Origin of the sequence: Streptomyces sp. NPDC050416 (genome assembly GCF_044458845.1) — a bacterium.
Classification (GTDB): Bacteria; Actinomycetota; Actinomycetes; order Streptomycetales; family Streptomycetaceae; genus Streptomyces.
This window is the reverse complement of record NZ_JBITII010000005.1, coordinates 297550-323081: the sequence shown is the minus strand read 5'-3', so window position 1 is coordinate 323081 and position 25532 is coordinate 297550. Positions and strand designations below refer to the sequence as shown.

The following is a 25532-nucleotide window of genomic DNA, read 5'->3' as shown; positions in this document are numbered from 1 at the left end:
CGAGGGGGCGCGTGAAGGGGCGACCGCTCGCACACCGGCGCGGGAGGGCTCAGTCGTCACCCTCGTCGCCCTCGTCCTCCCCTTTCTCCCCGGACCCCGGAGGCTGTTCCTGCCGGGGCTTGTCGGCCTTCTCCGGCGGGCTGCCGCTCACCTCCGGAGTCGGGCTGGTGGGGCCGGGCGTCGGTTCGGCGAGGGTCGGGGCGTCGGGTGCCTTGGGGGAGGGGGTGACATCGGCCACTGTGCCGGCGGCCGGAGTCGTGGCGGCCGCCGGTGCGGAACCAGGTGAGTCGGCGGAGTCGCCGGGCGAGGGGGCGGCCGGGCTGCTCGCGGACGGGGACGCGTCGGGTTCCGTGCCCTCCGTCGCGGTGTCGTCGGGCGAGAACCACTGCATGCCGGCGAGCATCGCGGCGAGGAAGACGGCCGCCGCGGCCACCGCCGCGGCCGTTCTCCGGTGGTTGCCGAGACCGTCTCGGGGCGCGGCGCGACGGGAACGCCCGCCCGGGGCGGTGCGGGACCCCGTGGGCAGCGCGTGCGCGGTCGGGGCGCCGGTGCCGGCCGCCGCATACGGTCCCGGCCCGGAGGACGGCCCCGGGGACGCCGGGTACGGCCCGGTCGCGGCGGCCGGCCCCGGGGACGCCGCGTAAGGCCCGCTGCCGGAGGCAGACCCCGGCGACACCGCCTCCGGCAGCGGCTCGGGCAGCCCCCGCCAGGCGCCGCCGGCGAACCACTCGGCAGCCTGCTGCGCCGTGGGCCGGTCCTCGGGCTGCTTGGCGAGCAGGGCGAGGAGGTAGCTCTCGAAGGCCGGCGGCAGACCGGCGACACCGAGTTCCCGGGGCGGTACGGGGGCGTTGTCGAGATGCTGGTGCAGGAGCGCGACGGCGGTGTCCGCCTGGAAGGGCGGGCGGCCGCTGAGGAGCTGGTAGAGCACGCACCCCAGGGAGTACATGTCGGAGGCGGGACCCGCGGGCCGGCCCAGGGCCCGTTCGGGCGCGAGGTAGAGGCCGGTACCGACGATCTGGCCGGTGGCGGTGAGCGCGGCGCCCGGGTCGTCGAGGAAACGCGCGATGCCGAAGTCGCCGATCTTGAGGGTGCCGCCCGCGTCCAGCAGGAGGTTGGCGGGTTTGACGTCCCGGTGCACGATGCCCTGCTGGTGCGCGGCGGCGAGTCCGGCGGCGGCCTGCGCGGCGAGTCGGGCCACCTGCTCGGCGGGGAGCGCGCCGGAGGCGGACAGCACCCGGGCGAGGCTGTCGCCCTCGACCAGCTCCATTACCAGGTACAGCCGGTTGTCGTACTCGCCGAAGTCCAGGACCCCGACCACGTTGGGGTGGTTGAGACGCCCGGCCGTCTGCGCCTCCAGACGGAACCGGGAGGCCGCCGTGGCATCGGTGTCCTGAGGCAGCAGCAGCTTGACGGCCACCGCTCTGGCGAGCGTCTCGTCGTACGCACGCCAGACCTCTCCCATTCCGCCGCGCCCGATCTCAACGTCCAGCCGGTAGCGGCCCGCTAGCAGCACTCGTCCTCGTCCTATGCTCGTGGGAAGGTCCTCGCCGCAGCCCGCAACTCCCCGCGTCGGAGCGGGGGTTGATTGGTGGGTGCCGCAGCCGACCCAGGATACTGGCGCCGCGTGACCACCGTTCCCCGGTGCGGTGTCGTGGGACGGCACGGTCCCGGAAACCGGGGAGCGCAGCAGCATCCCGCCTGGGGTGACGGCGCGGCGCGTGTGGTTGCCGACACCGTCCCCCGTGCCTCCGTACGCCGGCCGCGCCGCCGCTGTCCCTTCCCTCTCCTCCCCTCTCCTCCCCTCTCCTCCCTCGCTTCCCTGCGCACGCGCCTGTCGTCAGGCCGCCGCTGCCGCCCCCCGCGGCCGCTTCTCGCGGCGCGGCAGCAGTGCCACCGCCAGGGCGGGTACGGCCGCGAGGAGCAGCCAGGGCACGGCGGCCGGGAGGCCCGCGTCGAGGAGGGAGCCGGTGGCCGCGCTGCCCGCGAGGACGATCAGGCCCGAGACGGACGACAGCGCACCCATGTAGAGGCCGATCCGGCCCTCCTCGGCGAGGTCGGGCACCCAGGCGCGGGCGGCGGGCACGACCAGCATCTGCCCCACCGTGAGCAGCACGACGAAACCCGCCGCCGGCAGCAGCCCGGCCGTACCCGTCCAGCCCGCGGGGCGCGCCGCGGCCACCACCGCGAAACCCGACGCGATCAGCAGCAGCCCGGCGGTCATGGAGCGGCGCAGGTCGAGCCGGTCGCCCGCCCAGCGGGTCACGGGCATCTGGGCGAACACCACCAGCACCGAGGACAGGGCGAACAGCCAGGACAGCGGCGCCTGGGAGCCCGCCGCGCGCTGCACCTCGTCGGGCAGGGCGAGATACAGCTGGTTGTAGGCGAGCAGGTACGTGCCGTACGCGCAGCACAGCGCCAGGAAGCGGCGGTTGCGCAGCAGCGCGCGAGCCCCGCCCTTGTCCCGGTTCCGGACCCTGCCGGGGATGTGCTGCGGCATCAGCCACACGTGCCCGGCGAGGACGAGCACGAACACCGCGGCGCCCGCGAGGCACGCGGTGCGGAAGTCGACGGCGAGCAGCAGCGCGCCGAGCAGCGGTCCGACGAAGGCCCCGGCCTGGCCGGCCACGCTGAACAGGGCCAGTAGACGGGTGCGTGAGCCGTGTCCCGCCTCCTCCCAGGCCACCGCCTGCCGGGCGACCTCGGACTCCACGGCGGGGGAGAACAGCGCGGCGGCGAAGCCGATCACCAGAACCGCCCCGATCACGGCCCAGCTCGCCTGCGCGTACCCGAGCCACGCGAACCCGGCGACCCGCAGGACGCAGCCGGCCAGCACGACCGGGCGTACGCCGTAACGGTCGACGAGCGCGCCGCCGACCACGAACAGGCCCTGCTGGCTGAAGGTGCGCAGCCCGAGCACGAAGCCGACCAGCCAGCCCGCCATGCCGATCGCGGTGCCGAGGTGCTCGGCGAGGAACGGCAGCACGGCGAAGAAACCGACGTTGAAGGCGAGCTGGGTGACGATCAGCAGCCGCAGCAGAGGGGACAGTTCCCGCCAGAGCCGCCAGGTGCTCTCGCGCGGGGCCCCGGGCGTCGCGTCGGGTGTCTTGTCGCCGTTCGCAGGGGCGGCCCGGCGGGCCAGGGCGCGGGATATGAGGCCTGTCATCGTTTTTCTCTCGGTGAGAGGGACACGGGGGTCAGGAGGGCGTCGTCGGGGTCCGGCCGCTGCCGCGCGGCGGGCACGACCCGGTCGCCGGGCGGCTGCTCCGGGCTGTCGGCCCGCCCGCGCCGCCGGGGCAGTCGTACGCCGCCGGCAGCCGTCACCGCGAGGGCACCGAGCAGGGCGAGTACGGCGGCGGGGAAGAGGACGGCCCACGGGGCGCGCTCGGCGTACGGCTGGTTCTCGGCGAGCAGCAGACCCCACTCGGGGGACGGCGGCTGCGCGCCGAGGCCCAGGAAGCCGAGCGCGGCGAGGCTCAGCGCGACGCCGGGCAGCCGGAGAAGGGCGTGCCGGGTCACCGGCGGCAGCACGGCGGGCAGCAGTTCGTGCCGGAGGAGATACCACCGCCCGGCACCGAGCGCACGGGTGGCGTCCAGGTGGGTGGTCGCACGCTCCTGACGCAGCAGGGAAGACGTGTGCGCGGCCAGCGGGGACCAGGCCACGACGCCGACGGCGAGGGCGGGCGCCCAGGGGCCGCCGCCCGTGATGCCCGTGACGAGGAGCCCGGCCAGGACGGGCGGTACGGCACTGACGGTGTCGACCAGCGGCCCGGACAGCCGCGGCAGCAGCCCCAGCAGCAGCCCGGCGACCAGGGCTGCGGCGCTCACCGCGAGCGCCGTGCCGAGAGTGTTCAGCGCTCCGTGGGCGACCCGGGCGAGGATGTCCCGGCCCAGCGCGTCCGTCCCGAACGGGTGTGCCGGGGAGGGGCCCTGCAGCCGGGCGAGGGTGTCCAGGGCGAGCGCGTCACGCGGCAGGCCGAGGCCGATGACCGTGGCGAGCAGCGCTCCGTACAGCAGGGGCAGGGCGCGGGGCGCGGGCGGGGCCGGCCGGTGCAGGGAGCGCAGGGCGCCGTCGCGCAGCGCGGGCCCGATCAGCAGCCGGGCCGCGAGCCGGGCGAGGACGCCGGCGGTGGCCGCGAGCAGGACGAGGGCGAGCGTGCCGGTCTGCAGGGCGGGCAGGTCCTGGGCGAGCGCGGCCTGCAGGCTGAGCCGGCCCAGGCCGGGGATGTCGAAGATCTGCTCGACGGCGACGGATCCGCCGGTCAGACCGACCACGAACAGGCCGAGGTTGGGCAGCAGTCCGGGCACACAGCGGCGCAGGGCCTGCCGTGCCACGGACTTCGGCGGGACCCCGCGGGCCGCGGCGGCCGGCGCCCAGGGTTCGGCGAACGCGCCGGGCAGCAGGTCGTCCAGCATCCGCCCGAGGACCGCGCCGGCCGGCAGGCCGAGGGCCAGTGAGGGCAGCACCATCCACTGCGGCCCGTACCAGCCCAGGGCCGGCAACCAGCCCAGGTGCACTCCGATCACCGCGGCGAGCACCGAGGCGACGAGGAACTCGGGCAGCGCGGCCAGCACCGCGGTCGTCGTGCCTCCGGCCCCGCGCGCGCCGAGCCGGCCCCGCGAGCCGAGCCGGAGCGTACGGGCGCACACGGCACTCACCGTGACCGCGGCGACGACGAGGGCGCCGGACATCAGCAGCAACGACACGCCGAGCGCCTGCGCGACGGAGGGCAGCACCGGGGCACCGGACACCCACGAGGTGCCCGCGTCCCCCTGCAGCAGCCCGCCCAGCCAGCGGCCGAGCAGTGCCAAGGGGCCGCCGCCGAGCCCGAGTTCGTCGCGGATGGCGGCCAGCGTCTCGGGGGTCGGGTCGCGGTCCGCGGAGCGGGACTTGAGCACGGTCAGCGCCGGGTCGGTGCGCGACAGCCACGGCAGCAGCCCGATCGCGCCCACCAGGCCGACCGCGAGCACGGCCCGCCACAGCAGCGTCGGGAGGTCGCCGCGCGCACGAACGCGCAGGGCGGCCAGGCCCTTGACCAGGGGGGTGTTCACCGTCGTCCCCGTGCCGCTCAGGCGAAGGGGATCTCGAAGTGCACCACGCCGCTGCCCCCGCCGGGCACGTCCTCGCGCTCGTCGCACACCACCTTGCCCAGCGTCCGCCACAGGCCCAGCGCGCCGGGCGAGTGCGGATACACGTGCAGATACACGGACCGGTACCCACCGTCGGCCCGCGCGAAGTCCAGCAGACCCTCCACCAGCCGCCGGGCCAGGCCCCGCCGCCGGTACTCGGGGCGCACGTACACCCGCCGGAGCTGTGCCGTCTCGCCCGAGGGGAACCGCTCGGCCAGCCACCGCGGGTTCGGCGGATGCGCCGGGCCGCGCGCGTCGAGCGCCGCCGTGGCCGCCACCGTCCCGTCCCGCTCGTCCACGGCGACCAGGAGCGTGTGCCGTGGCGGCAGGACGTAGAAGGACGCGGGATCGATGATGTCGGCGTGCCAGCCGGGCACGTATCCCGTCCCGAAGTCGCGGTACACCGCGTCGAGCATCACCACCCGGGCCCCGTCGAGGTCCTCCGCCGTGGCTTCCTTGATGGTGACACCGTGCATTTGCACATCATATGCAAGAAGCTTTTCCGGCTGCCAAGGGGGTGTCCGCAGGGCTCAGCTCTCGGCCGGGGTGAGCACCACGAAGTCCGCGTTCGCCGGGTCGAGGCAGACGGCCAGCCGACCGACGCCCTCCGCGTCCTCGGGCCCCATCTGCACACTGCCGCCGTTCTCGGTGACCTTGGCCACCGCGGCGTCGCAGTCCTCCACGGCGAAGACCGGGTGCCAGTACGGCCGGCCGTTCGTCAGCGAGAGGTTCTCCTTGCCCATCTCCATGAGACCGCCGTGCATGCGCTCCTCGGGCAGTCCCGCGGGGGTGATGAGGGTGTACGTGCCTGCGCCGCCCGGCAGCTCCATGTCGCTGAACTGCCAGCCGAACAGGCCGCCGTAGAACTCCTTCGCGGCCGTCGCGTCGCTCGTGAGCAGCTCGGTCCACGACAGTGAGCCCGGCTGGTCGACCAGGTCGACGCCCTTGTTCGTCCCCGGCTGCCAGACGGCGAACTGGCCGCCCAGCGGGTCGCTGTACTGCGCCATCCGGCCCCATTCGTCGAGGTCCATCGGCGCCACCCGGACGGTGCCGCCCGCCTGCTGCACGGCCTCCGTCGTGGCGTCCGCGTCGGGGACGCTGAAGTAGAGCATCCAGGCCGAGCGCGCGCCCTCCTCCGTGAGCTTGCCGAGACCGGCGACGATCTTGCCGTCCTTCCGGAACATGCCGCCTTCGAAGTCCTCGCTCCCGCCCATGTATTCGTAGTCCCACCCGAGCACGGCGCCGTAGAAGGCCGCCGCGGCCGGTACGTCCGGAGTGCCGAGGTCGAGCCAACAGGGGGAACCGGGGGCGAACTCCGTGGTGATCATGGCGATGCTTCCCTTCCGCAGGTTCGGTGTGCCCAGCGTGACACCGGGCACTGACAACCGCCCGTCGGCCGGGCCCGGTCGGCGGACCCCCGGGCCGTCCGCCCCTGGCGGCGTGCACGGCCGTGGAATCATCGGCTCCATCGCCCGGCCGGGTGATCGCGGAATCCTGTGCGGTGAGGTGGTGAGCGGCGTGGTGGCCGGCTGGGAGTGGGACGACACGCTGTTCTCGGGGACCGCCCCCTACTACGAGCGGGGACGGCTGCCGTACGCCCCCGGATTGGCGGAGGAACTCGCCGGGGCGCTGCGGCCCGACGGGAAGGGACGCCTCATCGACGTGGGATGCGGGCCCGGGACCGTCGCCCTGAGCATCGCGCATCTGTTCGGCGAGATCGTCGGCGTGGACCCCGACCGCGGGATGATCGCCGAGGCCTGGCGCCGGGCCGCCGACCGGGGAGTGGGGGAGAAGACCCGGTGGGTGCGGGCCCGGGCCGAGGATCTGCCCGCGGGGCTCGGCACGTTCGACGTCGCCGCCTTCGCGCAGTCCTTCCACTGGATGGACCGCGACCTGGTCGCGGCGACCGCCAGGGACATGCTCCGGCCGGGCAGTGCCCTGGTGCACATCTCGGACCTGAAGACGGAACACCGCGCGCTCGACGGCCTGCCGTACCCGCCGGTCCCCTACGCGGCGGTGGACGAGCTGGTCAAGCAGTACCTGGGACCCGTGCGGCGAGCGGGCCGCGGAGTGCTGCCGCAGGGCACGCCGGGCGGGGAGGCCGAGGTGTTCGCCCGGGCGGGATTCTCCGGCCCCCGGCGTCTGGTCGTCCCCGGCGGGCAGGCTCTGGAGCGGACCTTCGACGATGTCGTCGCCTAGGTGTTCTCCATGTCGTTCTCGGCGCCGCATCTGTTCGGAGGGCGCCGGGACGGCTTCGAAGCAGACCTGCGCCGGCTGCTGCGGGAGGCCTCTCCGGCGGGTCGCTTCTGCGAACGCGGGCCGAGCACGGAGGTGTTCGTCTGGCGGAACGGCCCCTCCGGGCGCTGACCCCGGGGGGCGCCGGGGACTGGATCAGTGCACCGACATGCCGCCGTCGACGAAGACCGCCTGTCCGGTGATGTAGGCGGACGCCGGGCCGGCCAGGAAGACCGCCGCTCCCGCGAAGTCCTCGGCCAGTCCGTTCCGCCCGATCAGCGTGCGGTCGGCGAGGGCGGCCACCCTCTCCGGATCCGACGACAGCCGCGCGTTGAGCGGTGTCATGACGAACCCCGGCACCAGCACGTTGCACGTGACGCCGCGCGGCGACCACGCCTCGGCCTGCGACCGGGCCAGCGACTCCAGGCCGCCCTTGGATGCGCCGTAGGCACCGCTCTGGACGAACGCCCGGTGCGCCTGCTGCGAACTGATGTGCAGGATCCGCCCGTAGCCGCGCTCCGCCATGCCCGGGCCGAAGCGCTGGCCCAGCAGGAACGGCGCGTCCAGGTTGACGGCCATCGTGAGGTCCCAGACGTCCTCGGTGAGTTCGTCCATGGGCGGGCGCACGTTGATCCCGGCGCTGTTGACGAGGATGTCCGGTTCCCCGAACGCCTCGACGGCCCGCTCGGCGGCCGTCCGCACACCCTCGCGCGTGCTCAGGTCCGCGCTGACCCACGCGGCGCGGCAGCCCTCGGCCGTCAGTTCCTCGACCGTCGCGGTCAGTCCGGCCTCGCCGCGGGCCACGGCCACCACGCTCGCCCCGGCGCGCGCGAGGGCACCGGTGATGGCGCGGCCGATGCCCGAACTGCCGCCCGTGACCACCGCGGTCCGGCCGTGCAGGGAGAACAACTCGGAGAGATAAGCCCGGGTGGCCGGTGTGGCTGCTGTCGACATGACGAGCACTCTAGAACGGCCGGTCGAAGCCCCGGTGGCCGCGTGCGACCGGCGGGGCACTCGGGCAGTGCTCCGGATCACATGGCGTGGATTGAGTGCCCGGCCCGGGCGATGTCCGTACTCATGGGCGACGGGGCGGTGCCGGATGCGAGGATGAGGCGCCATGACGGCTGGGCGGTGGGCTCGCACGATACGGGCCGCGGTGTTCGCGGCCGTCTGTGTCGTGCTCGCCGCCCTGGGGCACGTCATGATGTCCGGCGACCATGTGCCCCTCCGGACGCTGATGGCCGGCTGGGCCGTGACGGGCGTGGCGGGCTGGTGCCTGGCGGGCCGGGAGCGCGGACTCCGGCTGGTCGTCGCCGTCGCCGTGGCCGTCCAGACGGCCCTGCACTCGGCGTTCTCGCTCGCGTCGCCGGGAGCGCCGGACGTGCCCATGCCCATGTCCCCGTCCATGCCGATGTCCATGTCCATGTCCGAGCACATGGGGCATGCGGGACACACCACCGGTGGTGACTCGTCCCTCGGCATGCTCACCGCCCACCTGCTCGCCGCCCTGCTGTGCGGCCTGTGGCTGGGGCACGGGGAGCGGGCCGTCTTCCGTCTCCTGCGTGCCGTCGGCGGTCGGCTGGCCGCGCCGCTGCGGCTGCTGCTCGCCCTGCCCGCACCGCCGCCCCCGCCCGTGCGCGTACGGCGGCGGTCCTCGGACCGGGCACCGCGCCTCCTCCTTCTCGTCCACGCCATCACCACTCGAGGGCCACCCGTGGGGGCCGCTGCCGTCTGACGGCAGCCGGTGAGTCCCGGGGCGGCCCCTGCGCGCCCCGGTGCCGTACGGGTCCGGCCCATCGGGTCCGGCCCATCCCTCACTCACGGGACCGCGCAACCGTGCGCGCACGCCCGGCCTCACTCAGGCCCGCGTGCTCGCCCTCCCGTGGTCCCGGAATCCCGAGAAGGACACCAGGTGATCACTCCTGCCCTGCCCGTTCCGCACGAGAGAAGAGAGCTTCCGGCGTCGGCCGACGAGTCGGTGACCGCCTGGGCGCTGGCCGCCCGCGGCGGTGACTCCGTCGCCGTCGACCACTTCGTGCGGGCCCTGCACCGCGACGTCATCCGCTACGTCGCCCATCTGTGCGCCGATCCGCAGGCCGTCGACGATCTGGCGCAGGACACGTTCCTGCGAGCGCTCGGCAGCCTGCACCGGTTCGAGGGCCGCTCCTCGGCCCGTACCTGGCTGCTGGCGATCGCCCGGCGCGCGGTGGCCGACAGCCTCCGGCACACCGCCGTCCGCCCCCGCCCGGCCGACCTGCCCGACTGGGAGCCGGCGGCCGAGCTCGCCCAGCCGCGCGGCCTGCCGGGCTTCGAGGACGGCGTGGCGCTGCTGGAACTGCTGGCCTCACTGCCGGACGAGCGGCGTGAGGCCTTCGTCCTCACCCAGATGCTGGGCCTGCCCTACGCGGAGGCCGCCGAGCTGAGCCACTGTCCGGTCGGCACCGTCCGCTCCCGCGTGGCCCGCGCCCGGGCGACGCTGATGACTCTGCTCACCGAGGCGGATCACCCGGCTCCGGCCGCGTCACCACCCTCACTGGCCGCGGCCTGACACCCCCTGGGTGCCCGCCGGGACTCTCCGGCGGGCACTCGGCGACATGGTTGACCACGCCGTGGTCGAACTAGGCGGCCAGGACGGGCGGCAGGAGGAGGTTCAGGGACGCCGACCACCAGCCGAGCGCCGCCGCCGTGCCCGCTCCCGCGAGCAGGCGGGAGCAAAGACCGGCCGGCTGGTCGCGGCGAGGGCGGGCGAGTGGCTCATCCCCTGCCCACTTGAGCTCGGTGTTCGCCGGGCGGGTGGTCTTGAACGCCGAGTGCCTGAAGCCAGGGGAGATCACCGCGTCACGCCGCCCGCACCGCCGCCCGCCGCGAGCCCCACCGCCGCGTCCGGTGGCTCCCGGCCACCCGGCACACCGCGTAGATGCCGAACGAGATCGTCGTGACGTAGGGGCTGATGGGAATGCTGCTGCCCAGCGCGAGCAGGATGCCGCCCTCGATCGAGGCCACGGCGAACAGCACGCTCAGCACGGGCAGCAGCACCGGCGACGCGGTGACCCGGGTGGCGGCCGCGGCCGGGGTGACGACCAGCGTGAGCACCAGCAGCGCCCCGACGACCTGCACCGACAGGGCGACCGCGAGCCCGAGCACCAGCATGAACGCGAAGGACAGCGTGCGCACCGGCACCCCGCGTGCCTCCGCCACGTCCGGGTCGGTGCTGGCGAAGGCGAGCGGACGCCACATGACCGCCAGGGCGATCAGCACCAGCACGGACGTGCCGAGCAGCCACGACATCTGCGGCGTGTCCACGGCGACGATCTGACCGGTGAGCAGACCGAACTTGTTGGCCGCCCGGCCCTTGTAGAGGGCGAGGAAGAGCACCCCGAGACCCAGTCCGAACGGCATGATGATGCCGATCACCGAGTTGCGGTCCCGGGCCCGTGTCCCCAGCACCCCGATGGCCCCGGCCGCGAGGAGCGAACCGGCGATCGAGCCGGCCACGATGTTCGCGCCCAGCAGCAGCGCGGCCGACGCGCCCGCGAAGGACAGCTCGCTGATGCCGTGCACCGCGAACGGCAGGTCCCGCATCAGGACGAAGACCCCGGCCAGACCGCCCACGAGCCCCAGCGCCACGCCCGCGATGAGCGAGTTGCGGACCAGGCCCAGGAGTTCGCCGTAGTCCGTGAAGTCGAAGATCTGCCGCCAGACCCCTTCGGCGAGCATCATGCGCGCACTCCGTCCGTCGCGTGCACCGGCCCGGGGTGGTGCGGCGGCGCGGCCGGCTCGTCGGGGGCCCCGGCGACGACGACCCGCCCCCGCACGCGCACCACGTCGACCTGCGTGCCGTAAAGCCGGGACAGCGACTCGGAGGTCAGCACCTCGTCCGGGGTGCCGACGCGGTGGCCGCCGGGGGCCAGGTACAGCACCCGGTCGACCATGCCCAGCACCGGGTTGATCTCGTGCGTCACGAAGACCACCGCCGTGCCGTGGGCGCGGCGCCGGGCGTCGATCAGCCCGGTGACGGCCCGCTGGTGGTGCAGGTCGAGCGACAGCAGGGGCTCGTCGCACAGCAGGACGCGCGGATCGGTCGCCAGGGCCTGGCCGATGCGCACGCGTTGGCGTTCGCCGCCGGACAGCATGCCGAGCGGGACGTCGGCGTAGGACGCGGCCCCCACCGACTCGAGGATCTCGTCCACCCGGCGGCGGACCGGACCGGTGCGCGGGCGCGGCCCGAAGCGGTGCCCGTCGATGCCGAACCGTACGAGGTCCCGGGCGCGCAGCATGGCCTGCGCGGACAGCGCCGCCTGCTGCGGGACGTAGCCGATGTGCCGGGCGGCGTCGCGAGCTGGCCGGCCGAGGACGGTCAGCGTTCCGGCGGACAGCGGCCGACGGCCCAGCAGCGCCCGTACGAAACTGGTCTTGCCCGCTCCGTTCGGCCCCAGCACGGCCAGGAACTCCCCGGGCCGTACGTCGAGGTCGAGGCCGCTCCACACCGTGCGGTCGCCGTAGGACAGGGCCGCGCCGCGCAGACTGACGACGGGAGTGCCGTCCTGCCCGGACACGGGGGTCACTTGGCCAGCGCGCTCGCGAGCGCGTCGACGTTGCCGGTCATCCAGCCGAGGTAGTCCTTGCCCGTCGGCAGGGTCTCGGTCACGGGCACGACGGGGATGCCGGCCGCCTTGGCCGCCGCCTCGGACTTCTCGGTCTGCGGGCCGGAGGTCTGCTCGTTGTAGACGAGCACCTTGACCTTCCCGCCACTGAACAGCGCCAGGCTCTCCTGGAGGACCCGCGGGGAGACGTCGTCGCCTTCCTCGATCGCCTCGCTGAACGCCGCCGGGGTCTTGTCGACCAGCCCGCTCGCCTCGGTCATGTACAGCGGCACGGGCTCGGTGATGGCCACGCCCGCACCGCCGTGCTCCTTCTTGATCCGAGCCTCCTCGGCCTCCAGCGGGGCGAGTTTCGCCTTGAAGGTGGTGGCGTTCTTCTCGAAGGCGGCCGCGCCGGCGGGGTCGGCCTTGGCGAGGGCCGCGGATATGCGGTCGGCGACGCGGGCGACGGTGGGGAAGTCGTACCAGACGTGCTCGTTCAGCTCGCCGCCCTTCGGCGCGGTCTTGCCGGACACCCGCACGGCGTTGATCACCTGGGCGGAGTCGTTGTGGCCGCTCCTGAGCATGCGGTCGACGAAGTCGTCGTAGCCGCCGCCGTTCTCGACGACGACCTTCGCCTTGGACAGGGCCAGCTGGTTGTGGGTGTCGGCCTCGTAGGAGTGGGGGTCCTGGTCGGGGTCACTGATGACCGAGGTGACGTCGACCTTGTCGGCGCCGATGCTGCGCACGATGTCGCCGTAGACGTTCGTGGAGGCGACCACGGGCACCTTGGCCGAGGCGCTCTTGGCGTCGGCGGAGTCCGACGAGCTGCCGCAGCCCGCGAGAAGGGCCAGTGACGCGCTGGTCAGCAGCGCCAGGCGGCGGGACGTGGACAGGGGCATGGCTCCTCCATGACGGATGTGCAGAGGGGGTGCCGGAGTGCTCGGCAGGCGCCACGCTAGATGGGAATGAATGTCAAGAGCGAGTTCCGGCCGAAGTCATGTGAAAACCGTTGCCAATTGTTGGGGAACGTCTGGACTAGCGGTCCAGCGATTGGATCGGTAGTCTAAATCCATGCGAGAGACCCTGACCTCGGAACGGGACGCGATCCTCGCCGCGCTGAGACCTGTCGTCGACGGGATCGCCGCGACCTTCGGACCGCTCTGCGAAGTCGTGCTGCACGACTACCGGAACCCGGAGAAGTCGGTCGTCGCCGTGGCCGGATCGGTGACGGGGCGGACGGTGGGCGGCGCGATGAGCGAGATCGGCATGCGCGTCCTGTCCCACGGGGACGAGGCGGCCGACGAACTCAACTACGTCACCCGCACCCGCGGCGGGGCGCTGGTGAAGTCCTCCACGATGGTGCTGCGGGACTCCACGGGAGCCGTCTTCGGGGCCCTCTGCGTCAACGTGGACATCAGCGCCGTCAGCCAGGTCCACGACCTGCTCGGCACCCTCGCCGGAGTCGGCGCCGCCCCCGCGGAGCTGCCGACCACCACCTTCGGCAACGACATCGACTCCGTCGTCGACGCCCTGGTCGACGCCCACCAGTCGAAACAGCGGGGCAGCTGGGCGGAGCTCGACCGCGCCGAGCGCCTGGAGCTGTTCGGCGGGCTCGACACGCGCGGGGTCTTCGCCGTGCGCGGCGCGGTCGAGCAGGTCGCCGCCCGGCTCGGCATCTCCCGCGCCTCCGCCTACAACTACCTCTCCCAGGCCCGGGCCGCCCGCAGTGCGGCGTCCGGCACATCCGCTGGAGGATCCGCGTGACGACCACCACCCCACCGGTCACCCTCGACGACGTGCGGGACGCCGCCGCCCGGATCCGGGGCGTCGCCCACCGCACGCCCGTCCTGCGCTCCCGCACCCTCGACGCACTCGCCGGCGCCGAGATCCACCTCAAGTGCGAGAACTTCCAGCGCGTCGGCGCCTTCAAGTTCCGCGGCGCCTACAACGCCGCCTCCCGCCTCACCCCCGACCAGCTGTCCCGGGGCATCGCCGCCTACTCCTCCGGCAACCACGCCCAGGCCGTCGCCCTGGCCGCCCGCGAACTCGGCACCACCGCCGTGATCGTCATGCCGGAGGACGCCCCGCCGTCGAAGCGGGCGGCCACCGCCGGCTACGGCGCCGAGATCGTCACCTACGACCGCTACACCGGCGACCGCGTCGCCATCGCCGAGGCCCTGGCCGCCGAGCGGGGTCTCGCCGTCATCCCGCCGTACGAGCATCCGCACATCATGGCCGGGCAGGGCACGGCCGCACTGGAACTCCTCGAAGACGTGGGGGAGTTGGGGGCTATGCTGACACCGGTCGGCGGCGGCGGGCTGATGGCCGGCAGCGCCACGGTGGCCAAGGGCCTGCACCCGGCCACCCGCATGATCGGTGTCGAACCGGAGGCCGGGGACGACACCAGGCGCTCGCTGGAGGCGGGCCGGCGCATCAGCATCCCGGTGCCACACACCATCGCCGACGGACAGGCCCTGCACACACCCGGCGAACTCACCTTCTCCGTCAACCGGCGACTCGTCGACGACGTCGTCCTGGTCACCGACGACGAGATCCGGGACGCGATGCGGTTCGCCTTCGAACGCCTGAAGATCGTCATCGAACCGAGCGGCGCCACCCCGCTGGCCGCCCTGCTCACCGGCCGCGCGGGCCCTCTCCCGGCCCGCGTCGGCGTCATCCTCTCCGGCGGCAACATCGACGCCGAGCGCTTCGCCCGGCTCTGCGGCACCGGCACCCGCTGAATGGCGCGGCCCGCTCCACGGGCGGACGATGGAAACACACCCTCACGGAGGAGGAGCGTCATGTTCGAGGTGAAGACGCTCGACAAGCCGGACGAGCGGCGCGACTACCCCCGGGGTCACCTGGAAGCCGTCCACATGACGGGACTGGACTTCGCCGTGGCCACGTTCGAACCAGGCTGGCGCTGGTCCGAGTCCGTGGCTCCGATCGCCGGGACCGAAAGCTGTCAGATCCACCACAACGGCTACGTCGTATCGGGCCGTATGCGCATCCGCATGGACGACGGAGCGGAAGGCGAAGTGGGACCCGGCGACGTGTTCGTCTGCCCGCCCGGCCACGACGCATGGGTCGTCGGCGACGAGCAGTGTGTGGTCTACGACTTCGCGGGCAGCATGGCCAAGGAGTACGCCAAGAAGGACTAGCCCCACCGTGCTTGGTACGGGGCCGTCTGATCACACCGGCAGCAGCCGTCCCACCAGGGTGCTCAACTGCCGGACGGTACGGCACTCGTGCATCTCGACCAGCTCGGCGTAGGCGGGCGCCGCGGAGTCGCCCGTGCCCCAGCGCGAGCGCTGCTCGGGGTTCAACCAGTAGACGCGGCGGGCCCGTCCGGCGATCCGCCGTACGGCCGGCAGGTTCGGGTCGCTCATGTTCGTGCGGGCGTCACCGAGGACGAACACGGTCGTGCGCGGGCCGACCGCGTCGCCGTAGCGCTCCGCGAACTCGCCCAGCGCCATGCCGTAGTCGCTGCTGCCGTGCCAGCCCGTGAGCGTGGCCTCCGCCTGAATACGGGCGCTGAGCCCCTCCGGGTCCGCGGTGCCGTGCCGCAGGAGCCCGGTCACCTCGTCGATCCGGTTGACGAAGGCGAACACCCGCACCTTGCTGAACTGGTCGTGCAGCGCCTGCACCAGCAGCATCGTGAAGTCGGAGAAGCCCGACACCGACCCCGACACATCGCACAACAGCACCAGTTCGGGGCGGACCGGACGCCGCCTGCGCAGCACCGGCTTCATCGGCACGCCGCCCGTCGACAGCGAACCGCGCAGGGTCCGCCGCAGGTCGATCGCCCCCCGGGAGGCACGGCGGCGGCGGGCCGCGAGCCGGGTCGCGAGCTTGCGGGCGAGCGGCTGAACCGTCCGGCGCAACTCGGCCAGCCGTGCCTTGCCCGCGAACAGGAACTCGACCTGGTCGGCGGTCGGGGCCACCGCCCGCCGGGCGATCTCGTCCCGCCCGCGCCGCTCGGCGACCCGGCGCCGCGCCTCCGCCGCCACCAGCGCGCGGAAGCTCTCGATGCGCCGCCGGATCTCGTCCTCCAGCAGCCGGTCCGTGAACCCCTCGCTCCCGCCCCGGCCGCGCACGTCGTCGCGGACCCGGGCGAGCAGCGTCTGCGGACGCAGCCGTTCCAGCGTCTGGTACGACGACCAGCCGTCCGACTCCGGCGCGGAACCGTACCCGCCGAAACCGTCCACCGCCTCGACCGCCAACCGGGACAGCAGCGCCCGGTCGTCGGCGGCGAGCGCGGCCGCCAGCCGGTCGCGCAGATCGTCCCGGCCCGCGGCCTTCCCCTCCGGGCCGCCGACACCGCGCGGGAAGTACAGGTCGAAGACCGGGTCGAACACCTGCCGCCCGCCGGGGCCGTGCAGCAGCGTCGCCGCGAGGCCCTCGCGCAGCAGCTCCCGGTCCGCGAGGCCGAGCGCCTCGACCGCCCGCGCCGCGTCGACCGTCTCGCCGGTGCCGATCCGCAGCCCATGCGCGCGCAGCGCCCCGACCAGGGAGGTCAGTCGCTCCACGACGCCCGCCGGCACGGTCACAGGGCGTCCAGGTCCAGCTTGGCGCTCGCCTTGAGCACGTCGTCCTGGTGCTTGAGGAGCACACCGAGCGTGGCCCGCACCACCGTCTCGTCCAGGGTGTCCGCGCCGAGGGCCAGCAGCGTGCGCGCCCAGTCGATGCTCTCGGCGACCGACGGCACCTTGCGCAGGTCCATCGCCCGCAGCGCGCCCACGACCCGGACCACCGAGCGGGCCAGCGCCTCGTCGAGCCCCGGCACCCTCAGCCGTACGATGCGGCGCTCCAACTCCTCCTCGGGAAAGCCGATGTGGAGGAAGAGACAGCGGCGGCGCAGCGCCTCGGACAGCTCCCGGCTCGCGTTGGACGTGAGGACGACGAAGGGACGGCGCGTCGCGGCGATGGTGCCCAGCTCCGGCACGGTCACCTGGAAGTCGCTGAGCACCTCCAGGAGCAGGCCCTCCACCTCGACGTCCGCCTTGTCGGTCTCGTCGATCAGCAGCACCTTCGGGTCGTCACCCCGGATGGCGGTCAGCAGCGGCCGCGTGAGCAGGAACTCCTCGCTGAAGATGTCCGTGCGCGTCTCGTCCCACGTCTCGTCGCGGCCGGCGCTGATGCGCAGGAGCTGCTTGGCGTGGTTCCACTCGTAGAGCGCGCGGGACTCGTCGACCCCCTCGTAGCACTGCAGACGCACCAGGCGCGCCCCCGCCACCTCGGCGACGGCCTTGGCGAGCTCCGTCTTGCCGACGCCCGCCGGGCCCTCCACCAGCAGCGGCTTGCCGAGGCGGTCGGCGAGGAAGACGGTCGTGGCGACGGCGGGCGAGGCGAGATAGCCGGTCTCGGCCAGACGCGCGGAGACGTCGTCGACGGATGTGAACAACGGGGCCTCCAGGTCGGCGGCAGCGGGCAGGGCGGACAAGGTGTCCAAGCGCTTGCTCACCGATGATGTCACGAGGGCCCCGCGCGCAGAACCCGTAATCGCGGGGTGTGCTGGGCGACACCCTGCGATACGGGACCGTACCGGCCGTGTACGTCGGCGACCACGGGCGGCGCCCTGCGCGTCGACGGCGGCTCCGTGGACTCGATCCTGCCCCTGAATCAGGCGTCCTCCACGAGGATCACCTCCAGGGTGCGCGGCCCGTGCACCCCCTCGACCCGGTCCAGCTCGATGTCACTGGTCGCCGACGGCCCGGAGATCCACGTCAACGGCCGCGCCGGGTCGAGGCGTTCCAGACCCTGCGGCACGGACGACACGACCTGGCCAGGGACGCGCACGACACAGATGTGGTGGTCCGGGACGAGGGTGATCCGGCGTCGGCCCTGGTCGGGGGAGCCGTCCAGCACGATCGTCCCGGTCTCCGCGATCGCGACCGCACAGGCCGTCACCACGCTGTCCACCCGGTCGAGTTCCTGCGGCGTGCTCTCCGCCCGGTCCGCCACCCGCGTCACACCGGTCGCCGCCAGCCACCCCTCGTCCAGCCCGGGCGGCACGAGCACCGACGCCGACCCGCGCTTCTCCAGGAGCCCCGCGATCAGCCCCGCCAGCCCCTCGGTGTCCGTGCGGTGCACGATCGCCCGGTAGTCCGCCAGGTTCTCGGCGAGCAGCTCCACCGTCTCCGCGACGCTCCGGTCCCCGTGCTCCCGCAGATAGTCGCGCGCGACGGCCTGCTCGTACGGCACGTCATCGCGGGGCACGTCCGCCAGCGCGCGCCGCACCCGCCCGAGAATCCGCTCCCTGCTGTTCACCTGGCACCGTCCTTCCCGCCGCGCGTGCGCTGCCACCAGTCCCGGAACGGCTCGGCCGGCACCGGCGGCAGATCCCGCGACCCGCTCCACGCCTTGCCCGGGCCCGGCAACGTACGGGGATGGAAGCGCCGGGTCCGGGAGGCGGCGCGCTGGCCGGTGCGCAGCGCGCCCGGGTGTGTGAACGCCCAGCGTGCCGCGCGCATCGCCGCCCGCTCGGCGGCATGCCCCTTCGCGGGCCGCAGCACCACCTTGTTGCCCTCGCGGGTGACCTCCCCGCCCTCCACGACCCGTTCCCGCAGATGCACCAGCACCTCGGGGATGTCGATGGCGACCGGGCACACCTCGTAGCACGCCCCGCACAGCGAGGACGCGTACGGGAGCGAGGCGTCGATCTCACTGCCCGTGCCCCGCAGTTGGGGACTGAGGATGGCGCCGATCGGCCCCGGGTACACCGAGCCGTAGGCATGGCCGCCGGCACGTTCGTACACCGGGCACACGTTGAGACACGCCGAGCAGCGGATGCAGCGCAGCGCCTGCCGGCCGACCTCGTCGGCGAGGGTGTCGGTGCGGCCGTTGTCCAGCAGCACCAGATGGAAGGTGCTCGGCCCGTCCCCGTCGGTCGTCCCGGTCCACGTCGACGTGTACGGGTTCATGCGCTCCGCCGTCGACGAGCGGGGGAGCGTCTGGAAGAACACCTCCAGGTCCCGCCACGTCGGCACGATCTTCTCGATGCCGACGACCGAGATCAGCGTCTCGGGCAGCGTCAGGCACATCCGGCCGTTGCCCTCCGACTCCACGACCACCAGCGTGCCCGTCTCGGCGACCATGAAGTTGGCCCCGGAGATGCCGACCTTGGCGCGCAGGAACTTCTCCCGCAGGTGCAGCCGGGCCGCCTCGGCGAGTTCGGCGGGCGTGTCGGTGAGGCCCTCGGGGGCCGGGCGGCCCCACTCGCTCATCTCACGGGAGAAGATGTCGCGGATCTCGCCGCGGTTGCGGTGGATGGCCGGGACGAGGATGTGCGAGGGGCGGTCCTTGCCCAACTGCACGATCAGCTCCGCCAGATCCGTCTCGTAGGCGCGGATGCCCTCGGCCTCCAGCGCTTCGTTGAGCCCGATCTCCTGGGTGGCCATCGACTTGACCTTGACGACCTCCGACTCGCCGGTCATCTTCACGAGCTGGGTGACGATCTCGTTGGCCTCGGCCGCGTCGGCGGCCCAGTGGACGATGCCGCCGGCCGCCGTCACCGCCTCCTCCAACTGCTCCACGTAGCGGTCGAGATGGCGCAGCGTGTGGTCCTTGATCCGCTTGCCCGCCTCGCGCAGCTCGGCCCAGTCCGACACCTCCGTCACGGCCTTGGCCCGCTTGGCGCGGATGGTGTGGGTGGCGTGCCGCAGATTGCCGCGCAGGGTCGTGTTGCCCACGGCCTCCCGCGCGGCCTCCGGAAACGCCGGCATCCCGACGAACGTCCCGCTCATACGGCCGGTTCCTCCTCCGTGCTCGCCAGGATCTCCGCGATGTGCACCGGCCGCATGCCGGTCCGCAGCCGGGTCATGGTCCCGCCGATGTGCATCAGGCAGGAGTTGTCGGCCGCGCACAGCACCTCGGCGCCCGTCGACTCGGCGTTGCGCACCTTGTCGGCGCCCATGGCCGCCGAGACGTCGGCGTTCTTCACGGCGAAGGTGCCGCCGAACCCGCAGCACTCGTCGGCCCCCGGCAGTTCGACCAGCTCCAGGCCTTTCACGGCCTGGAGCAGTCGCCGCGGCCGCTCACCGAGCCCGAGCCCCCGCAGTCCGTGACAGGTCGGGTGGTAGGTCACCTTCTGCGGGTAGTACGCCCCGACATCCGTCACGCCCAGCACGTCGACCAGGAACTCGGTGAGTTCGTACGTCTTCGGCACCACCGGCGCCAGCGTGGCCGCGAGGGTGTCCCCGCGCCCCTCGGCCCGGGCCCGCTCGCCCATCCGCGGATACAGCTCGCGCACCATCGCCCCGCACGAGCCGGACGGCGTCACGATCGCCTCGTACTCGCCGAAGACATCGGAGAAGTGCCGGGCGAGCGGTTCGGCCTCGTGACGGTATCCGGTGTTGTAGTGCGCCTGGCCGCAGCAGGTCTGCGCCATCGGGAAGTCGACGTCGACGCCCAGTCTGGTCAGCAGTTTCACCACGGCGCGCCCGGTGTCCGGATACAGCGTGTCGTTGACGCAGGTCAGGAACAGGGCGACACGCATCGCGGCTCCTTGTGGTCGATCATCGGATGAGTTGCAGCGTAGTCCGGGGACGGGGCCCGGGGGAGACCCCGTCAGTCCCCGGCGAGCCGGTCCTGCGCGGCGCGCCACCGCTCGGTCCCGCCGCGCGGCTCGTACCGCGTGAGCGGCTGGGTACGGACGAGCAGCCGCCGCATCCCCGCCAGGTCACCGGCGAGACCGTGGGCCCGGGCCTGCACGAGCACGTTCCCCAAGGCCGCCGCCTCCGTCGGCCCCGCCACCACCGGCAGCCCGCAGGCGTCCGCGGTCAGCTGGCACAGCAGAGCGTTGCGCGTACCGCCGCCCACCACGTGCACCACGTCGACCGGATGCCCGGCGAGCCGCTGCGCGTCCTGGACCGCCTTGCGGTGGGCGAGGGCGAGGGAGTCGAGGATGCAGCGCGTCACCTCGGCCGGCGACTCGGGCACGGGCTGCCCCGAGACCCGGCACGCCTCGGCGATCCGCTCCGGCATCCGCCCCGGCGCCAGAAACGCCGCGTCACCCGCGTCCACCACGGACCGCAGTGCCTCCACCTTGGAGGCCTCCAGCAGCAGCGCGCCCAGGTCCGGGTCGTCCCAGGCCCGCACGCATTCCTGGAGCAGCCACAGCCCCATGATGTTGCGCAAGTAGCGGACGGTGCCGTCCAGCCCCAGTTCGTTGGTGAAGTTGGCCGCCCGGCTCTCCTCGGTCAGCACCGGCGCGTCCAGCTCCAGTCCGGCCAGGGACCAGGTGCCGGTGCAGATGTACGCGAACCGCTCCCGCCCGGCGGGTACGGCGGCCACGGCCGACGCGGTGTCGTGCGACCCGACCGCCGTCACGGGCACGGGCCCGGTCAGCCCGGTCTCCTCCAGCACCGCCTCCCGCAGCACACCCGCCGGATCACCCGGCTGCCGCAGCGGCGCGAACAGGCTCAGGTCGATGCCCAGCCGCGCGGCGATGTCGTACGCCCAGTCGCGGGTCCGGGGATCGATCAGCTGGGTCGTCGAGGCGTTGGTGAGCTCGGTGCCCTGCTCGCCGGTGAGCCAGTACGTCAGCAGGTCGGGGACGAGCAGCAGCCGCTCGGCGGAGGACAGCTGGGCCGAGGACCGGGCCGCCGTCAGCTGGTACAGGGTGTTGAAGGGCGCGTACTGCAACCCGGTCGCCGCGTACAGCTCCTCCGCAGGGACGGTCGCCCACACCTTCTCGGCGACGCCTTCCGTCCGGGAGTCCCGGTAGTGCACGGGATTGCCGAGCAGCGCCCCGTCCGCGTCGAGCAGCCCGTAGTCCACGGCCCAGCTGTCGATCCCGACGGAGTCGACCTGCCCGGCCGCCTTCAGCCCCTCCAGCACCCCCGCGTACAGACCGAGCACGTCCCAGCGCAGCCCCTCGGGCACGCGCACAGGCCGGTTCGGGAAACGGTGCGCCTCGGTCAGCTCCAGGCTGTCGGGGCCGACACGGCCGACCATGACGCGCCCGCTGGACGCGCCGAGGTCGACCGCGGCGTACGACTTCACGGCCGCGCTCACCGCAGGAACGCGGCCGCGACGCCGGCGTCGACCGGGACGTGCAGCCCCGTGGTGTGGGTCAGGTCGCCGCCCGTCAGGGCGAAGACCGCGTTCGCGACATGCTCGGGCAGCACCTCACGCTTGAGGATGGTCCGCTGGGCATAGAACTCGCCGAGCTTCTCCTCCTCGACCCCGTACACGGCCGCCCGCTGCGCCCCCCACCCACCGGCGAAGATCCCGGAACCGCGCACGACACCGTCCGGATTGACGCCGTTGACCCGGATGCCGTGCTCGCCCAGCTCGGCGGCGAGCAGCCGCACCTGGTGGGCCTGGTCCGCCTTGGTGGCCGAGTAGGCGATGTTGTTGGGCCCGGCGAACACGGCGTTCTTCGAGGCGATGTAGACGATGTCGCCGCCCAGCTCCTGCGCGATCATCACCCGCGCCGCTTCCCGCGACACCAGGAAGGACCCGCGCGCCATGATGTCGTGCTGGAGGTCCCAGTCCTTCGCCGAGGTCTCCAGCAGCGGCTTGGAGATCGAGATACCGGCGTTGTTGACGACGAGATCGACACCGCCGAACGCCAGCACGGCCGCCTTGAACGCCTCGGCGATCTGCTCCTCGGACGTCACGTCCACGGTCACGGCGACGGCCTTGTCCGGACCGCCCAGCTCCTCGGCGACCGCGGCCGCGTTCTCGCCGTTCAGATCGGCCACGACGACACAGGCGCCCTCGGCGGCCAGCCGGTGCGCGATCGCCTTCCCGATGCCGCTGCCCGCGCCCGTCACCAGTGCGACCCGCGTCGCGAGCGCCTTGGGCCTCGGCATCCGCTGGAGCTTGGCCTCCTCCAGCGCCCAGTACTCGATGCGGAACTTCTCCGACTCCTCGATGGGCGCGTACGTGGACACGGCCTCCGCCCCGCGCATCACGTTGATGGCGTTGACGTAGAACTCGCCGGCCACCCGGGCCGTCTGCTTGTCCTTGCCGTAACTGAACATGCCCACGCCCGGGACCAGCACGATCGCCGGGTCGGCGCCGCGCATGGCGGGGGAGTCGGGCTCGGCGTGCCGCTGGTAGTAGGCGGCGTACTCCTCGCGGTACTCCGCGTGCAGCTCCTTCAGCCGGGCGATGGCCTCGTCGAGGGGAGCCGTGGGCGGCAGGTCGAGGACCAGCGGCCGCACCTTGGTCCGCAGGAAGTGGTCCGGGCAGGAGGTGCCCAGCGCGGCCAGCCGCGGATGCTCGGCACTCGCCAGGAAGTCGAGAACCACCTCGGAGTCGTTGAAGTGCCCGACCTGAGGCCGGTCCTGCGACGCGAGGGCACGGACGTACGGCGCGAGCGCGGCGGCCCGCTCCCGGCGCTCCCCGGCACTCAGCGCGGCGTACCCCTCGATCACCGGTCCGAAGGGCTCGTCCTTGCCACGCTCGGCGAGGAACTTCTCCGCGGTCCGGATGATGTGCAGAGAGTTCCGCTCGCACTCCTCGGACGTGTCACCCCAGGCGGTGATCCCGTGCCCGCCCAGAACGCACCCGATGGCCTGCGGATTGGCCTCCTTCACGGCCGCGATGTCCAGCCCCAGCTGGAATCCGGGCCGCCGCCACGGCACCCACACGACACTGTCCCCGAAACACTCGGCGGTCAGCTTCTCCCCGTCGGCGGCACACGCCAGCGCGATACCGGAGTCGGGGTGGAGGTGGTCGACGTGCGCCGCCTCGACGAGCCCGTGCATCGCGGTGTCGATGGAGGGAGCGGCCCCGCCCTTGCCATGCAGGCAGTAGTCGAACGCGGCGACCATCTCGTCCTCGCGCTCGACACCCGGATAGACATCGACGAGCGCCCGCATCCGGTCCAGCCGCAGCACGGCGAGCCCCGCCTCCGTGAGCGTGCCGAGGTCACCGCCGGACCCCTTGACCCACATCAGCTCGACGTCACCACCGGTGACGGGGTCGGTCTCGGTGCCCTTGGCGGAGGCGTTGCCTCCCGCGTAGTTGGTGTTACGGGGATCGGAGCCGAGCCGATGCGAACGGGCCAGGAGAGCGGCGGCTTCGGGGTGGGTTGCCATGACAGTTCCTTTGCAACGGAGGGTGTGTAGTTCAGGGGCGCGGGGAACTGCGCGACCAGCCACAATCGGCCCGCAGCCCGAAATCAAACAGAACCCGGCAGACGCTCACGCTCCCCAGCCGGCCTGCTGCCCACCGACCCGCTCGGCCACGATCTGCTCGGCCCACCCGGACCGCCGGTACGCGGCGATGGGGTCGGGGTCCAGCCCCATCTCCTCCCGCACCTCCCGCAGCAACGGCCGCACATCCGTGTTGTACGCATCCATCAGCACGGCATTCGCCTCCAGCACGTCCCCGCTGCGCTGCGCCGCCCTCAACGCGTCGCCGTCGACCAGCAGCGCCTTCGCCGTCGCCTCCTGCACGTTCATCACCGACCGGATGATCGCCGGGATCTTCGCCTCGATGTTGTGGCACTGGTCGAGCATGAACGCGACCTCGGGCGAGAACCCCCCGCCCCGGATCACCTCGTACATGATCCGGAACAGCTGGAAGGGGTCCGCCGCGCCCACCATCAGGTCGTCATCCGCGTAGAACCGCGAGTTGAAGTCGAACCCTCCGAGCTTCCCCTCCCGCAGCAGCGTCGCCACGATGAACTCGATGTTGGTCCCCGGCGCGTGATGCCCGGTGTCGACGACGACCTGCGCCTTCGGCCCGAGCTTCAGGCAGTGGGCGTACGCCGTGCCCCAGTCCGGCACATCCGTCGAGTAGAAGGCCGGCTCGAAGAACTTGTACTCCAGCAGCATCCGCTGCCCGTCGCCCAGCCGCTCGTAGACCTCCGCGAGCCCCTCGGCGAGCCGGTCCTGCCGGGCCCAGATGTCGTCCTGCCCGGGATAGTTCGTCCCGTCGGCGAACCAGAGCTTCAGGTCCGTCGAACCCGTCGCATCCATGATGTCTACACACTCCAGCAGATGGTCGACGGCCTTCCGGCGCACAGAGGCCTCCGGGTGGCAGATGCTCCCGAGCTTGTAGTCGTCGTCCTGGAACGTGTTGGAGTTGATCGCCCCCAGCCGCACGCCCCGCTGCTGCGCGTGCTTCGCCAGCGCCGCGTAGTCGCCGACCTTGTCCCACGGAATGTGCAGGGCGACCGTCGGGGCGACCCCCGTGAACTCGTGCACCTTCGCCGCGTCGTCCAGTTTCTCGTACGGATCGCGTGGCACACCCGCTTGCGCGAACACCTTGAAGCGCGTGCCCGAGTTCCCGTACGCCCACGACGGCGTCTCGACTGCCTGGGTCTTGAGAGCGGCCTTCACCGCGGCGAGCTCGGTCACGTCAGGGCTCCTGAGGCATCGGGTCGTAACGACCATCGAATGAAACGATTCAGGACGCGAAGTTATGGGCCCCCCGAAGGGGTGTCAACCCCTCCGGTCGACACGGTTACTCGTGACCAGGGCGTGACCTTCTGCACTCGAAACATTTTCGACCGGAACCCATTGACGTGACATGCGCGGCCCGCCTAACGTCCCGGCAACCCAGTTGAAACCTTTCACGACGCCCACGACGCCGAGAGGCGGTCCCGCCGGCGTCGTCGAGGAGCCC

The 25532-nt window shown here is 72.9% G+C and carries 23 protein-coding genes and 1 pseudogene; 6 read left to right on the top strand and 18 right to left on the bottom strand.

The genetic code is table 11. The features are described from left to right. Window positions 1-49 precede the first annotated feature (49 nt). From ACIBL4_RS18130 to ACIBL4_RS18110, 5 genes are all read right to left on the bottom strand, one after another. The gene (locus ACIBL4_RS18130) at window positions 50-1513 is read right to left on the bottom strand and encodes a serine/threonine-protein kinase (RefSeq protein WP_399411091.1); all 1464 of its coding nucleotides are present in this window, start codon (window positions 1511-1513) and stop codon (window positions 50-52) included. 324 nt (window positions 1514-1837) lie between these two features. Further along, complete coding sequence (locus ACIBL4_RS18125; protein WP_399411088.1) at window positions 1838-3163, bottom strand: MDR family MFS transporter; 1326 nt, start codon at window positions 3161-3163, stop codon at window positions 1838-1840. After that, on the bottom strand, window positions 3160-4968 hold the full coding sequence (locus tag ACIBL4_RS18120; RefSeq protein WP_399411573.1) for an ABC transporter permease subunit: 1809 nt from the start codon (window positions 4966-4968) through the stop codon (window positions 3160-3162). Before ACIBL4_RS18120 ends, ACIBL4_RS18125 begins: the two co-directional genes overlap by 4 nt. A 98-nt stretch (window positions 4969-5066) precedes the next feature. Further along, the gene (locus tag ACIBL4_RS18115; RefSeq protein WP_399411086.1) at window positions 5067-5603 is read right to left on the bottom strand and encodes a GNAT family N-acetyltransferase; all 537 of its coding nucleotides are present in this window, start codon (window positions 5601-5603) and stop codon (window positions 5067-5069) included. Window positions 5604-5657: 54 nt separating this feature from the next. Continuing rightward, window positions 5658-6455, bottom strand: coding sequence for a VOC family protein (locus ACIBL4_RS18110; protein ID WP_399411084.1), 798 nt, complete (start codon window positions 6453-6455; stop codon window positions 5658-5660). Window positions 6456-6645: 190 nt separating this feature from the next. Here ACIBL4_RS18110 and ACIBL4_RS18105 point away from each other — a divergent pair. Next, window positions 6646-7494, top strand: a pseudogene (locus ACIBL4_RS18105) (class I SAM-dependent methyltransferase). Window positions 7495-7518: 24 nt separating this feature from the next. Here ACIBL4_RS18105 and ACIBL4_RS18100 read toward each other — a convergent pair. Further along, on the bottom strand, window positions 7519-8316 hold the full coding sequence (locus ACIBL4_RS18100) for an SDR family NAD(P)-dependent oxidoreductase (RefSeq protein ID WP_399411082.1): 798 nt from the start codon (window positions 8314-8316) through the stop codon (window positions 7519-7521). Window positions 8317-8479: 163 nt separating this feature from the next. On the opposite strand from ACIBL4_RS18100, the gene ACIBL4_RS18095 reads away from it, so the two are divergent. Both ACIBL4_RS18095 and ACIBL4_RS18090 read left to right on the top strand, forming a co-directional pair. Continuing rightward, the gene (locus ACIBL4_RS18095; protein WP_399411080.1) at window positions 8480-9097 is read left to right on the top strand and encodes a hypothetical protein; all 618 of its coding nucleotides are present in this window, start codon (window positions 8480-8482) and stop codon (window positions 9095-9097) included. A 177-nt stretch (window positions 9098-9274) separates the two neighbouring features. After that, window positions 9275-9910, top strand: a complete 636-nt coding sequence (locus tag ACIBL4_RS18090; RefSeq protein WP_399411078.1) for a sigma-70 family RNA polymerase sigma factor — start codon at window positions 9275-9277, stop codon at window positions 9908-9910. 70 nt (window positions 9911-9980) lie between these two features. Here ACIBL4_RS18090 and ACIBL4_RS18085 read toward each other — a convergent pair whose 3' ends face one another. The 4 genes from ACIBL4_RS18085 to ACIBL4_RS18070 are packed head-to-tail and all read right to left on the bottom strand — an operon-like array spanning window position 9981 to window position 12844. After that, entirely contained in the window at window positions 9981-10196 is a 216-nt protein-coding gene (locus ACIBL4_RS18085; protein WP_399411076.1) for a hypothetical protein, read from the bottom strand. Window positions 10197-10200: 4 nt separating this feature from the next. Then, entirely contained in the window at window positions 10201-11082 is an 882-nt protein-coding gene (locus ACIBL4_RS18080) for a metal ABC transporter permease (RefSeq protein ID WP_399411074.1), read from the bottom strand. Further along, complete coding sequence (locus ACIBL4_RS18075; protein ID WP_399411072.1) at window positions 11079-11927, bottom strand: metal ABC transporter ATP-binding protein; 849 nt, start codon at window positions 11925-11927, stop codon at window positions 11079-11081. The genes ACIBL4_RS18080 and ACIBL4_RS18075 overlap by 4 nt, the downstream gene beginning before the upstream one ends. Beyond that, window positions 11924-12844 carry a metal ABC transporter solute-binding protein, Zn/Mn family gene (locus ACIBL4_RS18070; RefSeq protein ID WP_399411070.1) on the bottom strand — a complete coding sequence of 307 codons (921 nt, stop codon included), beginning with the start codon at window positions 12842-12844 and terminating at the stop codon, window positions 11924-11926. Before ACIBL4_RS18070 ends, ACIBL4_RS18075 begins: the two co-directional genes overlap by 4 nt. Before the next feature lie 172 nt (window positions 12845-13016). Between ACIBL4_RS18070 and ACIBL4_RS18065 the strand changes: the two genes are divergently transcribed. From ACIBL4_RS18065 to ACIBL4_RS18055, 3 genes are read left to right on the top strand one after another with little or no spacing between them, the layout of a single operon-like run. Then, on the top strand, window positions 13017-13709 hold the full coding sequence (locus tag ACIBL4_RS18065; RefSeq protein ID WP_399411068.1) for a transcriptional regulator: 693 nt from the start codon (window positions 13017-13019) through the stop codon (window positions 13707-13709). Beyond that, entirely contained in the window at window positions 13706-14686 is a 981-nt protein-coding gene (locus tag ACIBL4_RS18060) for a pyridoxal-phosphate dependent enzyme (RefSeq protein WP_399411066.1), read from the top strand. The genes ACIBL4_RS18065 and ACIBL4_RS18060 overlap by 4 nt, the downstream gene beginning before the upstream one ends. A 60-nt stretch (window positions 14687-14746) precedes the next feature. Continuing rightward, window positions 14747-15106 carry a cupin domain-containing protein gene (locus ACIBL4_RS18055; protein WP_399411064.1) on the top strand — a complete coding sequence of 120 codons (360 nt, stop codon included), beginning with the start codon at window positions 14747-14749 and terminating at the stop codon, window positions 15104-15106. Window positions 15107-15136: 30 nt separating this feature from the next. Here ACIBL4_RS18055 and ACIBL4_RS18050 read toward each other — a convergent pair whose 3' ends face one another. The 8 genes from ACIBL4_RS18050 to rhaI form a co-directional block, all read right to left on the bottom strand. After that, window positions 15137-16495 (bottom strand): VWA domain-containing protein, encoded by a 1359-nt coding sequence (locus ACIBL4_RS18050; RefSeq protein ID WP_399411062.1) that lies wholly within the window; start codon window positions 16493-16495, stop codon window positions 15137-15139. After that, the gene (locus tag ACIBL4_RS18045; protein ID WP_399411571.1) at window positions 16492-17349 is read right to left on the bottom strand and encodes an AAA family ATPase; all 858 of its coding nucleotides are present in this window, start codon (window positions 17347-17349) and stop codon (window positions 16492-16494) included. Before ACIBL4_RS18045 ends, ACIBL4_RS18050 begins: the two co-directional genes overlap by 4 nt. Window positions 17350-17567: 218 nt before the next feature. After that, entirely contained in the window at window positions 17568-18215 is a 648-nt protein-coding gene (locus ACIBL4_RS18040; RefSeq protein ID WP_399411060.1) for a lactate utilization protein C, read from the bottom strand. Beyond that, window positions 18212-19690 carry a LutB/LldF family L-lactate oxidation iron-sulfur protein gene (locus ACIBL4_RS18035; RefSeq protein ID WP_399411058.1) on the bottom strand — a complete coding sequence of 493 codons (1479 nt, stop codon included), beginning with the start codon at window positions 19688-19690 and terminating at the stop codon, window positions 18212-18214. Before ACIBL4_RS18035 ends, ACIBL4_RS18040 begins: the two co-directional genes overlap by 4 nt. Next, window positions 19687-20442, bottom strand: coding sequence for a (Fe-S)-binding protein (locus ACIBL4_RS18030; RefSeq protein ID WP_399411056.1), 756 nt, complete (start codon window positions 20440-20442; stop codon window positions 19687-19689). The genes ACIBL4_RS18035 and ACIBL4_RS18030 overlap by 4 nt, the downstream gene beginning before the upstream one ends. 71 nt (window positions 20443-20513) lie before the next feature. Beyond that, the gene (locus ACIBL4_RS18025; protein WP_399411054.1) at window positions 20514-21962 is read right to left on the bottom strand and encodes a rhamnulokinase family protein; all 1449 of its coding nucleotides are present in this window, start codon (window positions 21960-21962) and stop codon (window positions 20514-20516) included. Continuing rightward, window positions 21959-23998, bottom strand: coding sequence for a bifunctional aldolase/short-chain dehydrogenase (locus ACIBL4_RS18020; protein WP_399411051.1), 2040 nt, complete (start codon window positions 23996-23998; stop codon window positions 21959-21961). Before ACIBL4_RS18020 ends, ACIBL4_RS18025 begins: the two co-directional genes overlap by 4 nt. A 105-nt stretch (window positions 23999-24103) precedes the next feature. Further along, window positions 24104-25264 carry an L-rhamnose isomerase gene (rhaI, locus tag ACIBL4_RS18015; RefSeq protein ID WP_399411049.1) on the bottom strand — a complete coding sequence of 387 codons (1161 nt, stop codon included), beginning with the start codon at window positions 25262-25264 and terminating at the stop codon, window positions 24104-24106. Window positions 25265-25532: the final 268 nt, after the last annotated feature.

Bases quoted from the DNA above. Each gene is read 5' to 3' on its own strand.
- ACIBL4_RS18080 (WP_399411074.1), bottom strand. From the start codon at position 11,082: ATGATGCTCGCCGAAGGGGTCTGGCGGCAGATCTTCGACTTCACGGAC.
- ACIBL4_RS18035 (WP_399411058.1), bottom strand. From the start codon at position 19,690: ATGAGCGGGACGTTCGTCGGGATGCCGGCGTTTCCGGAGGCCGCGCGG.
- ACIBL4_RS18115 (WP_399411086.1), bottom strand. From the start codon at position 5,603: ATGCACGGTGTCACCATCAAGGAAGCCACGGCGGAGGACCTCGACGGG.
- ACIBL4_RS18020 (WP_399411051.1), bottom strand. From the start codon at position 23,998: ATGGCAACCCACCCCGAAGCCGCCGCTCTCCTGGCCCGTTCGCATCGG.
- ACIBL4_RS18125 (WP_399411088.1), bottom strand. From the start codon at position 3,163: ATGACAGGCCTCATATCCCGCGCCCTGGCCCGCCGGGCCGCCCCTGCG.
- ACIBL4_RS18070 (WP_399411070.1), bottom strand. From the start codon at position 12,844: ATGCCCCTGTCCACGTCCCGCCGCCTGGCGCTGCTGACCAGCGCGTCA.
- ACIBL4_RS18065 (WP_399411068.1), top strand. From the start codon at position 13,017: ATGCGAGAGACCCTGACCTCGGAACGGGACGCGATCCTCGCCGCGCTG.
- ACIBL4_RS18030 (WP_399411056.1), bottom strand. From the start codon at position 20,442: ATGCGTGTCGCCCTGTTCCTGACCTGCGTCAACGACACGCTGTATCCG.
- ACIBL4_RS18100 (WP_399411082.1), bottom strand. From the start codon at position 8,316: ATGTCGACAGCAGCCACACCGGCCACCCGGGCTTATCTCTCCGAGTTG.
- ACIBL4_RS18110 (WP_399411084.1), bottom strand. From the start codon at position 6,455: ATGATCACCACGGAGTTCGCCCCCGGTTCCCCCTGTTGGCTCGACCTC.
- ACIBL4_RS18095 (WP_399411080.1), top strand. From the start codon at position 8,480: ATGACGGCTGGGCGGTGGGCTCGCACGATACGGGCCGCGGTGTTCGCG.
- ACIBL4_RS18055 (WP_399411064.1), top strand. From the start codon at position 14,747: ATGTTCGAGGTGAAGACGCTCGACAAGCCGGACGAGCGGCGCGACTAC.